At 61.7% G+C, this 14,738-nt stretch carries 11 protein-coding genes and 1 tRNA gene; 9 read left to right on the top strand and 3 right to left on the bottom strand.

Translation table 11 applies throughout. The features are described from left to right. Positions 1-2 precede the first annotated feature (2 nt). From rplI to dnaB, 3 genes are read left to right on the top strand one after another with little or no spacing between them, the layout of a single operon-like run. On the top strand, positions 3-458 hold the full coding sequence (gene rplI, locus VIG32_10885; protein HEY8298510.1) for a 50S ribosomal protein L9: 456 nt from the start codon (positions 3-5) through the stop codon (positions 456-458). Positions 459-492: 34 nt separating this feature from the next. Continuing rightward, positions 493-2,448 (top strand): Lon family ATP-dependent protease, encoded by a 1,956-nt coding sequence (gene lonC / locus VIG32_10880; GenBank protein HEY8298509.1) that lies wholly within the window; start codon positions 493-495, stop codon positions 2,446-2,448. Then, a complete protein-coding gene (gene dnaB, locus VIG32_10875) occupies positions 2,445-3,812 on the top strand; it encodes a replicative DNA helicase (protein HEY8298508.1) in 1,368 nt (455 codons plus the stop codon). The genes lonC and dnaB overlap by 4 nt, the downstream gene beginning before the upstream one ends. 71 nt (positions 3,813-3,883) lie before the next feature. Here dnaB and VIG32_10870 read toward each other — a convergent pair whose 3' ends face one another. Both VIG32_10870 and VIG32_10865 read right to left on the bottom strand, forming a co-directional pair. Continuing rightward, positions 3,884-4,543, bottom strand: coding sequence for a hypothetical protein (locus VIG32_10870; GenBank protein ID HEY8298507.1), 660 nt, complete (start codon positions 4,541-4,543; stop codon positions 3,884-3,886). Positions 4,544-4,640: 97 nt separating this feature from the next. Next, positions 4,641-5,165: a gamma carbonic anhydrase family protein gene (locus VIG32_10865; protein ID HEY8298506.1), complete on the bottom strand. Its 525-nt coding sequence runs from the start codon at positions 5,163-5,165 to the stop codon at positions 4,641-4,643. A gap of 27 nt (positions 5,166-5,192) precedes the next feature. Between VIG32_10865 and VIG32_10860 the strand changes: the two genes are divergently transcribed. Beyond that, positions 5,193-5,468: a hypothetical protein gene (locus tag VIG32_10860; protein HEY8298505.1), complete on the top strand. Its 276-nt coding sequence runs from the start codon at positions 5,193-5,195 to the stop codon at positions 5,466-5,468. 166 nt (positions 5,469-5,634) lie between these two features. Here the strand turns inward: VIG32_10860 and VIG32_10855 are convergent, their stop codons facing one another. Continuing rightward, entirely contained in the window at positions 5,635-8,325 is a 2,691-nt protein-coding gene (locus VIG32_10855; protein ID HEY8298504.1) for a TonB-dependent receptor, read from the bottom strand. A gap of 176 nt (positions 8,326-8,501) precedes the next feature. Between VIG32_10855 and VIG32_10850 the strand changes: the two genes are divergently transcribed. The 5 genes from VIG32_10850 to VIG32_10830 all read left to right on the top strand — a co-directional run bounded on the left by VIG32_10850 (position 8,502) and on the right by VIG32_10830 (position 14,300). Further along, the gene (locus VIG32_10850) at positions 8,502-9,404 is read left to right on the top strand and encodes a YncE family protein (GenBank protein ID HEY8298503.1); all 903 of its coding nucleotides are present in this window, start codon (positions 8,502-8,504) and stop codon (positions 9,402-9,404) included. A 117-nt stretch (positions 9,405-9,521) separates the two neighbouring features. Then, positions 9,522-10,799 carry a TerB N-terminal domain-containing protein gene (locus tag VIG32_10845; protein HEY8298502.1) on the top strand — a complete coding sequence of 426 codons (1,278 nt, stop codon included), beginning with the start codon at positions 9,522-9,524 and terminating at the stop codon, positions 10,797-10,799. Beyond that, positions 10,800-12,029: a BREX system ATP-binding domain-containing protein gene (locus VIG32_10840; protein HEY8298501.1), complete on the top strand. Its 1,230-nt coding sequence runs from the start codon at positions 10,800-10,802 to the stop codon at positions 12,027-12,029. Beyond that, positions 12,026-14,173: a DEAD/DEAH box helicase gene (locus VIG32_10835; protein HEY8298500.1), complete on the top strand. Its 2,148-nt coding sequence runs from the start codon at positions 12,026-12,028 to the stop codon at positions 14,171-14,173. The genes VIG32_10840 and VIG32_10835 overlap by 4 nt, the downstream gene beginning before the upstream one ends. Before the next feature lie 51 nt (positions 14,174-14,224). After that, positions 14,225-14,300: transfer RNA gene (locus VIG32_10830), tRNA-Thr, on the top strand. The last annotated feature ends 438 nt before the right edge of the window (positions 14,301-14,738 follow it).

Raw genomic sequence — 14,738 nt, 5'->3', positions numbered from 1 at the left:
CCTTGAAAGTCATTCTCCTAGACGATATCAAACCGCTCGGCAAGCAAGGTGCGGTCGTCGACGTCGCCGAGGGATACGCGCGCAACTTTTTGTTGCCGCGCAACCTCGCGACCGAGGCGAGCAAGGGCGCACTTGCCATTCTCAACGACCAGAAAAAAGCGCAGAATAGACGCGACGCGCAGGCTCTCGCCGAAACGAAAGAGCTTGCGACATTGTTAGAGAGCAAGCCGGTCTCGGTCAGCGCCAAAGCCGGCGGTAACGGCAAGCTGTTCGGCGCGGTGACCAACGCCGACGTTGCCGATGCGATCGCACACGCGTTCTCCGTCTCGGTCGACAAACACAAGATCGAGATCAAGAGTTCGATCAAAGCGCTCGGCACCTATCCGGTCGAGATTCGTCTCGGCAAGAATATCGTCGCTAAGACCTCCGTCACCGTCGTCTCGGCACAGTCACAGTAAAGAGGCCCTGCGGCCATGCAGGCGGGTTGAAACATTGGCTTCTGTAGGCGAGAATCCGTACGTCAATCGCTTTCGCCGCAAATTCAGCAGCGAAGACGAGATGAGCCGCTATGTGGCGGCCCTTTACGACGTCTTTGCCGGTGCGATCGGCGCCGATAAGCTCGTGCTGCGAGCCGGCAAAATGAACGCGCTCAAAATGATGCGGTCGCAGACCCTGCCCGACCGCATCTGCGCGCTGCAGCGCCTGGTCTTCGAAGATCCCACGCTCGAGCGCGTCACTGGCCGCGCTCATTTTCGGCGCGTGATCGGCGAGATCGAAGAACAGCTGGCCGATCTGATCGCCCAACGCAACGTGGAAGATGCGATCGAGCGCAAGATCAATTCCAAGATGATCGAGCGCCATCAAGAGTACCTCAAGGATCTCAAGATGGAAGCGCTGCGTGAAGATACGGGCCCCGAGACGCCCTCGACGCAGCGCAAGCTCGAGGATCTCGAAGCGCTCGAACGCCGCGGCCTCACCGCATCGGCGCTGCAGTTGCTGCGCCCGCAATCGCTCAAAGAGATCGTGGGACAGGAGGCGGCGATCCGCTCGCTGCTCGCAAAAATTTCCTCGCCCTATCCGCAGCACGTTATTTTGTACGGACCGCCCGGCGTCGGCAAAACGACCGTCGCGCGGCTGGCGCTCGAAGTCGCCAAGGGGCGTGCCTACACGCCGTTTGCGAAAGAGGCGCCGTTCGTGGAAGCCAGCGGCACCACGTTGCGCTGGGATCCGCGCGAGACGACCAATCCGCTGCTCGGCAGCGTTCACGATCCGATCTACCAGGGCAGCCGGCGCGAGTTCGCCGACTCCGGCATTCCCGAGCCCAAGCTCGGCCTGGTGACGCGGGCGCACGGCGGCGTACTTTTCATCGACGAGATCGGCGAGATGGACGCCCCGCTGCAGACGCGGCTGCTCAAAGTGCTCGAAGATAAGCGCGTCGCGTTCGAATCGTCGTACTACGACGAGTCCTCGCCGAACATTCCCGCGTACATTAAAAAACTGTTTGCCGACGGCGCGCCGGCCGATTTCATTTTGATCGGCGCGACGACGCGCGAGCCCGAAGATATCGATGCCGCCATTCGCTCGCGCTGCGCGGCCGTCTACTTCGAGCCGCTCACGCAAGCGCAGATCGTTTCGATCGTGACGGGCGCGGTCAAACGTTTGAGCGCGAAGGCGGCCCGCGGCGTTCCGGCGCTCATCGCATCCTATACCATCGAGGGCCGCAAAGCCGTGCAGATCGTGGCCGACGCATACGGGCAAGCACTGTATCGGGCCAACGAAAAAGGTGCGGTTACGCTCACGGAAGACGACGTGCGAGCGGTCGTGCAGTCCAGCCGTTTAGTGCAGCACACGATCGTGAAAGCCCGCAGCGTGCGGGAGATCGGCAAGACGTTCGGCCTGGGCGTACTGCACTATCTCGGCAGCATCATCGAGATCGAGGCCGTCGCGTTCCCGGCCGCCCAAAACGGCAAAGGCACCGTGCGCTTTAACGACGCCGCAGGCACGATGGCCAAAGACAGCGTCTTCAATGCCGCAGCGGTTTTGCGCGCCGAAGCCGGACTCGACACCGCCAACTACGACTTGCACATCAACGTGATCGGCGGCGGCAACATCGACGGTCCGTCGGCCGGCCTCGCGATCTTTCTGGGACTGTACTCCGCGCTGACCAAGACGCCGCTGCCGCAAGATATCGCGATTACCGGCGAACTCTCGATTCAAGGCAAAGTGCGCCCGGTCGGGGGCATCATCGAAAAACTCTACGCGGCGCGTCAAGCGGGGATGCGCGCCATCGTGGTTCCGAAGGAAAACGTGCGCGAAATCGACGCGGCACTCGCCGGAATCGAGGTGATCGCGGTCACATCGGTAGAGCAAGCGTTCCGTGCCCTGGATCTCCACAAGAAATCCACAAGGCTCCCGTCGCGTGCGCGGCGCAACTCGTTGCGAGCATGAGCGTTTCGCATCTTCCGGTCATGGACCGAATTCCGCCTCAAAATCTCGAGGCGGAGATGGCCCTGCTCGGATCGATCCTCGTCGATCGCGATATCATGGGTATCGTCGCCGAGATCGTGCAGCCCGAAGATTTCTACGCGCACGTACACGAGACGATCTACTCCGCGCTGCAGCATTTGTTCGATCGCGGCGAACCGCTCGATAAGATCACGCTGGCGGAGGAACTCAAACAGCGCGATTTGCTCGAGCGCGTGGGCGGCCTCGCATACGTCACCTCGCTCATGGACACCGTGCAAACGGCGGCATCGGCGGCGTACTATGCAAAGATCGTGCGCGAAAAAGCCGTGCTGCGCGGGCTGATTCACGCCGGAACGCAGATCTCGCAGATCGGCTTCGAAAACGAAGAAGATGTGGTCGGCGCGCTCGATCGCTCCGAGCAGATCGTTTACGATGTGGGCCGCCGGCAACTGCACGGCGAGTTCGTGCCGGTCAATCGCCTGCTCAAGCCGGCCTTCGAGCAGATCGACAAGCTCTTTCACAGCCGGGGCGGCCGGACCGGCCTGACTTCGGGCTTTCGCGACATCGACGAGATGACGACGGGCTTCCAGCCGGGCAACTTCATCATCTTGGCCGCTCGCCCCGGCATGGGCAAGACGTCGTTCGCCCTGAACATGGCGGTGGCGGCCGCACGTGAAGAGAGCGACCCCATCGCGTTCTTCTCGCTGGAAATGTCGAATGACGAACTCATCCAGCGTTTGATCTGCGCCGAGGCCGAGATCAGCATGCACGACATGCGTCGCGGAAACATCAAGCCGCACCATTGGGAGAAGATCTCCGACGCGATGGGTGCGCTCAATGAGTTGCCGATCTATCTCGACGATTCGGGCGGCCTCTCGATCTCCGATATTCGCAGCCGCTGCCGGCGGTTAAAATCGTCGCAGGGTCTCTCGGCCGTTTTTATCGACTACCTGCAGCTCTTGCATCCGAGCGTGCTCACCAAGAGCAGCAATCGCAACGAAGAACTCTCCGATATCTGCCGCACGCTCAAGACGACCGCGAAAGATCTCGGCGTGCCGATTTTTGCGCTCGCGCAGCTCAACCGCGGTGTCGAATCGCGTACGGACAAGCGTCCGATGCTCTCCGACCTGCGCGACTCAGGCTCGCTCGAACAAGAAGCCGACATGGTCGCGTTTCTCTTCCGCGAAGGCTACTACAACAAGGAGATGCCCGAACCCGATCTCACCGAGTTCATCATCGCCAAACACCGCAACGGCCCGACCGGCAGCGTGAAACTGCGCTTCCGCAGCGAGTTCACGCTGTTCGTCCCCTACGCCGACGAATCGCACTTTCCGACCGCCCAGTAGCTAGCAGTAGCATTACAACGAGCTGGCCACGGCATGCGGCGGCATTTCGGCTTGATGACGGCAAATAGAATCTAAATCCCGGGTCGAGCGCAGAGCATGGCGTCGATCTTCGTTCGCCTCGCATCGCTGAGTCCGGCTTGCTGAAGTATGCCATCGAGTGCAACAAAGTCAGCAGGCGTTCCGTCGGGCGCAAGTTTGCGAAGCGAGTCCAAAGCCAAGCTGAGGTTACTCATTGCCCCCTGATCGAGATTGTGAATCTGCTGATAACGGAGTCGCTGCTTGAGGTAATGATGAAATGTCGCGAGCGCGGCCGCGTAGCTGGCCCTTTGCGCCGGGTCCTTAATCCCATTCGGGTCTGCACACGGCACAAGCATCCCTCCGGGCGGGGTCGGGCACGCCAGCAACGCATGCGGATTGAATGTTGGATCGTAGACACTTGCGACTACTCTCAGGACTTGCGCCCAGCCTCGTACAAGTGTGCGCCGATCAGCGATGAAGTTTTGAGGGGTGAACGCATTGATGTCCAGCGCCGATTGCATGGTGTCGATCGCAGTATTCAGGTCCTCAAGCGAATGCGACGCACTAAAGTGCTGTAACGCCCTGCCCGAAATCGAAACATGTTTAGAGACGGCATCATTCGTCGCTGCAGTCGCGGAGCCAACGCTAGCGATTCCAAGCGCGATGGCGAGCAACGCGTTCCTAATGCGGCGATGGGTCGATGGATGCTTCACGCACGGAATCTCCAAATATTGCGTACCGTAGCGCTCCCTACGGTTATATGTCCGGACCTCTCCCTTTTGATACTGCCCCGAATGGCCCACCGGTTGCTTATACGGTTTTGCCGATGCCCTCGGCGAGATAGGAACGCGAGAGTTTCACGTACTCGTTCGCGCTGATCTCGATCCACGTCGCCGCCTCGCCTTCGATCGTTTTCTTGACTTTGGCGGGCGCTCCGGCCGCGAGCACGCCGTCGGGAATCTCGGTGCGTTCCCCAACGACGCTTCCGGCCGCGATAAGCGAGCGCTCGCCGACCGTGGCACCGTTGAGGATCACCGCATTGCTGCCGATCAGCGCGCGATTCTTGATGTGGCAGTCTTCCATGACCGCGCAGTGGCCGACGGTCACGTCGTCGCCGACGATCGTTTGACCGTGTTCGCTCACGTGCACGACGGCGTTGTCCTGAATGGACGTGCGCGCGCCGATGCGAATCGGCCCGTTGTCGGCCCGGATGACCGTGCCGAACCAGATGCTCGATTCCGGCCCGACTTCGACGTCGCCGATCAGCACGGCGGTCGGCGCGATAAAGGCGCTCGGGTCTACTTTCGGCGTCTTCCCACGGTACTCGATGAGCATGTGCTACCTCCGGCGAATCTCTTTCGCATGCCCGAGAAGAAGACCCCGCACCGGCACAACACGCCGCTGCGAGGCGTAAAAGCGACGCCGCATCCAAAAGCCGGCGATCCGAACTACACCGCCGTCAACTACACGTATGCGGGCCAAACCGGTCACGTCCACGAGGTGGTTACCATCGGCGGCCGCGAGCTGGTCAAAGTCGGCTTCGACGATCGCAAAATCGTCTACTATTTGCTCGAAGACCTCGACCTAGACGACACCGCCAAACGTGGCACCTTCCACGACACCGACCCGCAACCGTAGCTCCGTCCTTCGACAAGCTCAGGATGACAAAGGGGGGAGAGCGTTATTTGGTGCGGGGGTGTGTAGACAAGCTCGTCCTTCGACAGGCTCAGGATGACAAGAGGCGCGCCCTCTCCTTGTCATCCTGAGCTTGTCGAAGGACGGAGCTTCGTTGAAGTCGCGGGGGTTACTTGATGCGGGAGGTTACGGTGAAGAGTATGGAGCGTTGGGGGAGGCCGAATTGTTCGCCGATGCCGCTGTTGAAGGCTTGCTGCAGCGCGGTGGTGTCGGTGCCGTACGGGTTCTCCGGGACGAACACGCCCTCACCGATGCGACCGAAGCTGTCGTACTGACTATTGAAGAGATTGTACGCACCAAGGCTAAACGTGAGGTTGCGTACTTGCTCGCTGATGGCGCCGTTGAAGAACGTGTACGGCTTGCGCTGAAGACCGTTATTGTTGCCCACGTAGTAGCCGTCTAACCGCGCTTCGAACCCCTTGTTACTGGAGAAATCGACGCCGAGACTCCCCTGCTGGAACGGAACCCGGCCGATCTGCCCGCCGTCGATGAGCGTGACGTTATTCTGCAGCGAGAGTTGCGGCATGTTGAAGTAGCGCGCCGAAATCGTGCTGTAATTGAAGTCGAAATAGGCGTGCGGAGTGAAGCGCACGCGACCCTGGAACGTGAGCCCTTGGAAACGGCCCGCTCCGGCGTTGAAGACCGTCGTCGTGCCGAGATTCGCGATCGACGCGGTATAGCCGGGAATCTTCGCACTGCAGTTATTGTCGAGTTGCTGCAGATACTGCGAGAGCAAGTTCGCAGGCGGCGCAAGACCGAACGTGCCGAGCGGAACCACGTTGCTAAAGAGCACGCCGGTTTCGTTCATCGAGTAGCCCGTGAGCTGCAGGTTCGTATCGTTGCCGAAGCGATGCCCGATGCTCGCCTCGAGATCGGTCGCCTTCTCCGACTGGAGCGTGGGATTCGACGATTGCGCGACCGTCTGCAGTTGGCAGTTGGGGTTAGTGATGTTCGTCGGGCTCGTATTATATGCGACCGCGGAGTGGAGCAGGCCGACTTGCGGAACGCCCTCGGAATGACCGGCACTAAAGCGCACGACGTCGCGGTAGGTCGGACGGAAGACGAGCGTTAGTCGCGGGCTAAACTCCGAGCGATTCGTGATCGAGTTGTTTTTGAACCAGCCGCTGGCGAACGCCGAGAAATGCGGGTTCGGCGTGAAGGAGTCGCGCACGAAGAAGTTCGTGAACGACGAGTTCAGCGTCGGCGTCGTGGTGATGCCGGTCGCGTCGAAGAACTGGTCGATCTCGCGTTGATTGAAGGCATAGACGCCGAATCCGAGATCGTTTTTCTCGCTCACGATATCGTCGCTGATGCGCTCGCCGACCGTTTGATAGTTGTTCACGTGGCCGTTGTTCGACGCGCCGATCGGGTAGCGATCGTAGAGCGTATTGAACGTATCGAAGAAGGTGCTTGCCGAGATCTGATTGTGCCCGTGCTCGGTGTCCAAGCGCAGGCTGTAGTGCTGGTTGCGCAGCGCCTGCCACGCGGTTCCGCCGCCGCCGAGGGCGCCGTTGAAGTTGTTGACGAGTTGATTGCGCGTGAAGCACTGTGTGGCGCCGGCATCGGTAACCTTCACCGGAACGCAGTTCGCGCCGGGCGCCACGGTCGCATCGAAGTACGCGCCGACGTACTCCCGGGAGAGCGCGTCGTTGTCGCCTTCGCCGGACTTATCGTCCCACGACGTTGCCACGTAACCGAGCGCCGTGAGGCTCGTCTGCGGCGTGAGGTGATAGCGCAGTTTGAGCAGATTCGTACGCAGCAGGTAGTTCCCCGAAACGGGATACGTATTGAGAGCGACGTTGGAGGGCGAAGCGTCGGCCACGTAACCGTTGCCGCCGGAAAGCAGCAGGCCGTTTTGTGTGAAGGCGCCGGGTTTGAAATTCCCCCACGTGCCTTGAACGCTGCCCTCGAGCGCATAGCCGAGGCGTCCCGAGGTCCCCGTCGCGGTGACCACCGACTGCTGGCGGCCCTGCGTGCCGAATCCGAGTTCGACGCTCGATGCGGGCGTAACGGTGGGGTCGATCGTTTGAAAGTCGATCGCGCCGCCGACCGTGTCGGTTCCGTAGAGCGCGGTGCCGCCGGTTCCGTACGCAACTTGTACGTTGCTCAGCGCAAACGACGGCGATAGCTGAAAGTTGTAGCCGCCGCGTTGGCCGGAACCCACGCCCACAGGGCCGGTCGGAAGCCCGTCGATGAGCGCCGAAGTCTCGGAGCCCGGCAGACCGCGCAGATTGATGTGCAGATCGTCGCCCGGCGCGGAGTCGAGATCGTTCGCGCTCACGCCGGGGAGCGCGGTCAGGGCGTCGGCGACGCGCAGCACGCCTTCGCGCTGAATCGTTTGCGACGAAATTTGCTGGGTGATGACCGAACTGGTTTGCAGCCCGTGACTCGACGAGGTAACCGAGGCGATCTCGCGCAGGCCGCCGGTCTGGGTCGTCGCGCGCACGAGTACCGTGCGGATCGCCGTCGATTGACCGGCGAAAGCATAGAGGTCGGCGGATTGGCCGGTCTGATACCCGACCGCGCTGATTTCGAGGGTATAGACGCCGGGGTCGGCGTTTGTAAATTGGAACTCGCCGTTCGGGTTGCTGGTCGTGTCGGCGGTACGTTTGGTACCCTGGTAGAGGACGATCTTCGCGTTTGCGACTGGTAAGCCGCTCTGCTGATCGACGAGCGTTCCCGAGATCGTTGCGACGGATGCCTGCCCTTGTGCAACGGCAGCCTGCGGAACGATCAGAACGGCCGTCAGAATCAGGCATAGCAGCGCCGTCAGGTGGCGCGGCATGCGAGAGGTCGACATTCTTTCATCTCCTACGAAACAATAGCAAGGTCGGAGTGCGACACCACGCACGCCTCCGTAGTCACCGTAGAAGGCCCAAATTAAGGCTGCGTTATTCGCGCCTTAAGGGTATCGAAAGGTTTTTGGGTTACCGTGCAAGATAGCTTCAGGACACGTTGCTTTTCGGAGGATCGTTCATGCCTATCGTTGCCGCCCCACCGCAACAAATCGCCGCGCCCGGCGGATTCGATTACGTCACGGTCGACGCCGTGCGCCGCCGGGTCTATGCCGCACATGGCGGCGCCTCGGACCTGCTTATCGTTGACGCCGATACCGGTAAGGTGCTCGGCTCCGTAAAAGTGGGCCCGATGGCCGGCGTCGCCGTGGACCCTGCCAACGGCCACGTTTTTACCGGCGACGGTGGCGATAACGCGATCTCGGAAGTCGACCCCGTGACGATGAAAGAGATCAATCGGGTAGCGGTCTCCGGACACGTCGACGCGATCGCCTACGACCCAACTCTGCACCGAATTTACGGTGATGAGGACGACGGCACGCAGATCTTCGTGATCGATTCGCAGACGTTCAAACAGATTGGGTCGGTCGCGCTTCCGGGTCACAAGCCCGAGTATCTTCAGATCGATCCAAAGACGCACGTAATCTATCAGAACATCGCGAACATGAGCGAGATCGCGGTGATCGATCCAACCACGCTCAAGGTTACGCGCACGATCGCGACGCCGGAACTTACCAACAACCATCCGCTGCAGTTGGACGTGGCGCACGGCGAACTGCTCGCCGGCGGCGAGAACATGAAGTTCTCCGTCTATAAAACCGACGGCACTAAAGTGCAGACGATCGACTTTCCGACGCGCGTGGATCAGTGCGATCTCGACCAAGCGACCGACGTTATGGCATGTGCCGGCGGTGGTAAGCTAACGATGCTTAAAACCGACGGGGCGGCGCTGACGATCGTGGGGCAGACCGCCGTGTCGGACCACGTGCACACGACGGCGATCGACTCGAAGACCGGCAGCGTCTTCGTGGTCTCCGGCGATAAGAGCGGCGCCTTCGTGCAGAAGTACACCTTCACGCCCTAAGGAGCGCGGCGTTCGCTGAAAAAAAAGGACCGGCCGCTGCCGGTCCTTTTTTCAGTACTGAGGATTCGGCTCTTCGCTAGCGAAGTTTAACCGGTCTATGTCTGGCCTTTACTGCGGATGACTCCGGTCTTTAGCGCGCACGCACGCGCCGGCTTTCCGGCGCGCCCGGAGGCTCCCGTCGCCGCCGCGGCGATGCCGCCATGCCGCATTTACTATCCGCACTATCACGATCTGAACATGGCGCAGAAGGCGTTCTACATTTACTGGCGCCAGCAATACGAAGCGGGCACGGCGCTGCCGGCGGATGCAACCTATCGCTTTTTATACGTTTACGAACTCGCGACCCACGCGAAGTCGGCAGAAGATCTCGAAGCGGCATGGATCGCACTTCGCCGGGAGTATCGAAAGAACGACGCGTTTACGCAGAACCTTTCGACGTGGATCGTCGATCTGCGTCTGATGCAATCGAAGCCCGTCTACGACGCGATCACGGAGTCGCTCGCGGATGCGCAACTCGTCCTCGACCTCGCGATCGCCGCAAAAACGGCGCCGCACGCGCGCGCGCTGATTCCGCTCTATAGCAAACGGCTCACCGCGATCGCGGGCGTCGACGCCCTTCGGCATTACGAGGCGCTTGCGAGCGAGGTCGACACGCACCCCGTAGTGGCCGCTTCCGTCGGCGTTACCGCAACGGCCATACAGCGCCAGCTCTTTGCAAACGTCGGCGACGCGCGCGTCTATCTGGCGCGGTTCGGGGCGCTCAACAAGCTGGTGTTCTCCTACAAGCGCTCGACGGCGGTTCAGACCGCGATCGACACGATCGTCGAGGCGATGCTGCATCTGATCGGGCAGGCGACTCCGCGGGATCGCAAGCAGCCGGCTTCGGAGCGCGAAGCCATCGTGCATGCCGCACTCGCCGGGTTGCCGGCAGCCGATTCGCTCGCTGGTATTGCCTGGAGCGCGCACGCGGTGTGGGAGCCGGATGCGCTGCTCGTGCTGCTGCTGGTGCTGTGGCTGAGCGATGTCAAACCGTACGTCGAGGGGCGCATCGCCTTCTCAGCCGAACTCCGCGGCCACTACGGAACGATCGGCGATCGTCTGGGCCTTTACGCAACGGTCGGAACGATGCGCAAGGCCTATTGGTCGCTCAGTCATGGGTCGCGTGCGGTGTGGCGATTGGACCCCCCCGTTACCGATGCATCCCAGATCAAAACCAGCGTCTCCGGCGCCCGCTTTACGCGCGCGCTGCAGCATCTCTTCGTCGGTTCCGTCGCTCGTGCCGAGGCGATGAACGAGATCGTCGCGCAGTTGGCGCGCCGCACCCGCACGTCAAGAGCGCACGTTATCGACCTGCTGACCGAAACGACCGGCACCGCGCCCACTACGAGGATCTAAATGGACATTACGGATTTACAAATCGTTAAGGCGCTCAAGATCGGGAAAGTACCGAACAAGGGCACGAAGCGCATCTGCGTCGGTCGCGATCTCGAGATCGCGGAGTTCGAGCGCATCCTCGGTTTCGTGAGCGCGGGCGGTTCCGAGACGCGCTTTCTGCGCGGCGATTACGGTTCGGGGAAGACGTTCATGTGCAGCGTGCTGCGCGAGCTGGCGTTCGGCCACCGCATGCTCGTTTCGATCGTCAATCTGAGCCGCGAGGTTCCGTTCGGCAAACGCGATTTGGTGGTGAGCGAGATTCTGCGCGGACTGCGCAGTCCGGACTCGGGCAGCGCCTGCGCGCTCGATGAGATCTTTCAAACGTGGTTCGGCAACTACGATGCCGGCACGCCGCTCGAAGAGAATGCCGCGCTCGAAGCGGCGATCAAGAAGGTCTCCGCCGGCGATCCCGGTTTCGCGATGGGTCTGCGCGCGTACTATCGCGCGTACTGCGATGCGAACGATGCGCTGATGCAAGCGGCGACGGATTGGCTGCGCGGCGAGAGCATCGCGAGCGAGGTGCGCGGGCAGTTGAAAGTAGTCGGCAAGCTGAACGCGGAGTCGGCCTTTCGCCGGCTGCGCGGAGTTTGCGCGCTGATGCGCGATGCGGGCTATCCCGGCTTGGTGGTGCTCATAGACGAAGTCGAATCGATCATGCGCCTGGCAAAACCGCAGCGCGACGCCGCCTACACGTCGATGCGCGAGCTGATCGACATCGGCAGCGACGAGTTTCCGTACTGCATGTTTCTTTTCGCCGGAACGCAGCCGTTCTTCGAGGACGAGTTCAAGGGCGTCGCATCGTATCAAGCGCTCTACCAGCGCGTGCGCTCTCAGCAGGTTTCGAGCGGGCGCGATTTGCGCCAGCCGATCATTCGGCTCGAGGAATTCGACGGGCGCGCCCTGCACGACGTCTCCGAACGCGTGCGGACGATCCACGGCTCGGCCTACGAATGGGCGGCAAAAGCCGAGTTTCCCGATGCGGAGATGGAACAGTTCATCGCGACGGCGGGCGCAAAATTCGGCGAGATTCGCCAAAAGCCGCGCGCGTATCTGAAGGCGCTGGTCGATATGCTCGACGCGCGCAACCAGCGGCTCAACGTGCGCAGCGATGCGGTGATCGAGGCGGCGTCGCTGGTGGAGAAGCGCGATGCGAATCTCGACGACGACGATTTCGTCGAGGCGGTTGCTTGAGCTTCGACCGGCTCGCGCCGGGCGTGCAACGCTGGATCGAGGCGCACGGCTGGTCGGAATGGACGCCGATTCAGTCGCAGACCATGCCGACGATCCTCGGCGGCAGCGGCGCGCTCATCGTGGCTCCCACGGCGAGCGGCAAGACGGAGGCGGCGCTTCTGCCGATCGTTTCGGAGATCACGCGGCTCAAACTCGAACCGATCGCGCTGCTCTACATTTCGCCGCTGCGCGCGCTTATCAACGATCAGACACGCCGTGCGCAAAACCTCCTCGAAGAGAACGGACTGCGCGTCGCTTGGTGGCACGGCGATCTGAGCGCTCCGGCCCGCAAGAAGATCCTGGCTTCGCCGCCGCACGCGCTGCTTACCACGCCCGAATCGATCGAAGTGATGCTCAGCTCCGATGCGTACGGGCACGGCGCGCTGCTCGGCGACGTGCGGTTCGTGCTGATCGACGAGATTCACGCGTTCGCCGGCGACGATCGCGGAGCGCAGCTCATGTCGCTGCTGGCGCGCGTCGAGGCCGATAAGCAGACGCCGATGACCCGCATCGCGCTCAGCGCGACGGTCGCCGCCCCCGATGCGGTAGTCGAGTGGATGCGGTCGTCGCGCGCGGACTCGCCGGCCATTCCCGTCATCGTCGACGATCACGCGCGCGTGCGGCGCATCGGCGTGGGCTACTTGCATCAGAGCGACGATCGCAACGAAATTGCCGATAGCGAGGAGCGGCGAAAACTCGTCGTCGCACTGCGGCGGCACGTTGAGGGCAAGCGCGCGATCGTCTTCGTGAACTCGCGCAGCGACGCGGAGCGCCTCTCGTTCGAGTTGCGCGAAGCGGGCCTCGAAGCGATGGTACATCACGGCTCCATTCATAAGGAGGAGCGTCAGCGCGTCGAAGAATCGTTCCGCCTCGAGGGCCCGAAGGTGATCGTTGCGACCAGCACGCTCGAACTCGGCATCGACATCGGCGATCTCGATCTCGTGGTGCAGCTCGGCGCGCCCCACACGGCGTCATCGCTGCTGCAGCGTTTGGGGCGTTCGGGCCGGCGCGGCGATGCCGAATCGAAGTGCATCATGTACGCAAAAACCTTGGATGAGATTCCGCTGGCGCTCGCGGTAGGCGAACTCGCGCTCGAGGGCACGGTTGAAGAACTGACGCCCAACGGCGCCGCGATCCACGTGCTCTTCCAGCAAGTGTTGCAACTCTTGCGCGAACGCATCCGCGCGGATCGCTCGGAGATTGCGGGCGTGCTGCTGTGCGCGGGTTCGTTTCGCGAGACCTCGGAAGCGGAGTTCAACGAACTGCTCGACGAGATGCTCGAAATGGGTTACCTGCAGCCCGAACGCGATTGGCTCGCACTCGGACCGATGACCGAGAAGCAGTTCGGACGCATGAACTATCGCGAGTTCTACGCCGTCTTCGAAACCGACACGGAGTGGACGGTACGAACCGAACACGACGTCATCGGCACCATCGACCGGCGGTATCCGATCTCGCGCAACCGCGAGAATTATCTCGTGCTCGGCGGCCGCTCGTGGCGCGTGAAGAGCATCGACGAAGTGCGGCTCGTGCTCTTAGTGGAACCGTCGCGGCGAGTCGCGGTGCCGAAATGGCACGGGCTCGGCCCGGGGCCTTCGTTCGAGGTGATGCAGCGCACGTACGCGATTCTCTGCGGCCGCAAAGGCGTGCTCGAAAGCCCGGCGCTCACGCTCAAGATGGAAGACGAACGGGCCGATGCGCTCGCACGCGGCTGGGAGCCGGGTACGATTCGGATCGAGTTGGAGACCGAAGAAGCCGCAATCGTCACATTTTTCGGCAGCGCCCTCAACCAGTATCTTGCGACATTGCTCGTAGGCAGCGCGTCGCTCGATTCGGTACGCACGCTGCCCTCGATGATCCGCTGCAAAGGCGCGTCGATCGAGCGCCTGGAGGATGACCTGGCTCGCCTGTTGATCGATCCCGCGGCGCGCCGCGACGCATTGCAAGCAAGCTTCGAACACCTAGCACAGGCACGCGTCGGCCGCTTCTGGCCGATGCTCGGCCCCAAGACCCGCCGCAACGCGTTGACCCGCTTCTTCCAAACCGTCGAGCCGTACGTCGAACGCGTCGCCCACATGCCCATCGCAAGCATCGTGCACGGCTGAAGGGTCGGCGAAGGGCGCGGAGAACCTGGCTCGGCGGCCCTATCGCAGTGTGCCGACGTAGCTCAGTTGGTAGAGCAGCTGTTTCGTAAATAGCAGGTCGCCGGTTCGAGTCCGGCCGTCGGCTCCAGCCCCCACTTGTCATCCTGAGCTTGTCGAAGGACAAGCGCGTGGTTCGACAAGCTCACCATGACAAGCGCGTGGTTCGACAAGCTCACCATGACAAGCGCGTGGTTCGACAAGCTCACCATGACAAACACAATAACCCCCCCTTGTCATCCTGAGCTTGTCGAAGGACGGAGCTTGTCGTAGGACGAGCTCACCATGACAAGCGTGGTTCGATAAAGCCTACCAATCACGAAGCACTCGGACTGTCTTGCGAGCGCCGCAATTCGCAGGCCTTTAGTCCCTTGGTCTTTTCGATTCATTGGCCGCGATAAAAACCCCCATTGGCGGGGATAGTGATGCCTAGTCGCTCGGTGCTATAAGTATCGAGAACGCTTCTAGCGTCGCTTGAAACGTGAAGTCGACCGGTATCTTATAGAGATGCGGAATTGTGGCTTGGCTC

It is taken from the genome of Candidatus Baltobacteraceae bacterium (assembly GCA_036559195.1).
Classification (GTDB): domain Bacteria; phylum Vulcanimicrobiota; class Vulcanimicrobiia; order Vulcanimicrobiales; family Vulcanimicrobiaceae; genus JALYTZ01.
The sequence above is the reverse complement of the archived record's forward strand: the minus strand, read 5'-3'. Positions and strand labels throughout refer to the sequence as shown.

What these genes read in the sequence shown, in the direction of transcription:
- VIG32_10845 (HEY8298502.1), top strand. Translation starts at nt 9,522, where the DNA reads ATGACTCCGGTCTTTAGCGCGCACGCACGCGCCGGCTTTCCGGCGCGC.
- VIG32_10840 (HEY8298501.1), top strand. Translation starts at nt 10,800, where the DNA reads ATGGACATTACGGATTTACAAATCGTTAAGGCGCTCAAGATCGGGAAA.
- VIG32_10855 (HEY8298504.1), bottom strand. Translation starts at nt 8,325, where the DNA reads ATGTCGACCTCTCGCATGCCGCGCCACCTGACGGCGCTGCTATGCCTG.
- VIG32_10860 (HEY8298505.1), top strand. Translation starts at nt 5,193, where the DNA reads ATGCCCGAGAAGAAGACCCCGCACCGGCACAACACGCCGCTGCGAGGC.
- VIG32_10865 (HEY8298506.1), bottom strand. Translation starts at nt 5,165, where the DNA reads ATGCTCATCGAGTACCGTGGGAAGACGCCGAAAGTAGACCCGAGCGCC.
- dnaB (HEY8298508.1), top strand. Translation starts at nt 2,445, where the DNA reads ATGAGCGTTTCGCATCTTCCGGTCATGGACCGAATTCCGCCTCAAAAT.
- VIG32_10850 (HEY8298503.1), top strand. Translation starts at nt 8,502, where the DNA reads ATGCCTATCGTTGCCGCCCCACCGCAACAAATCGCCGCGCCCGGCGGA.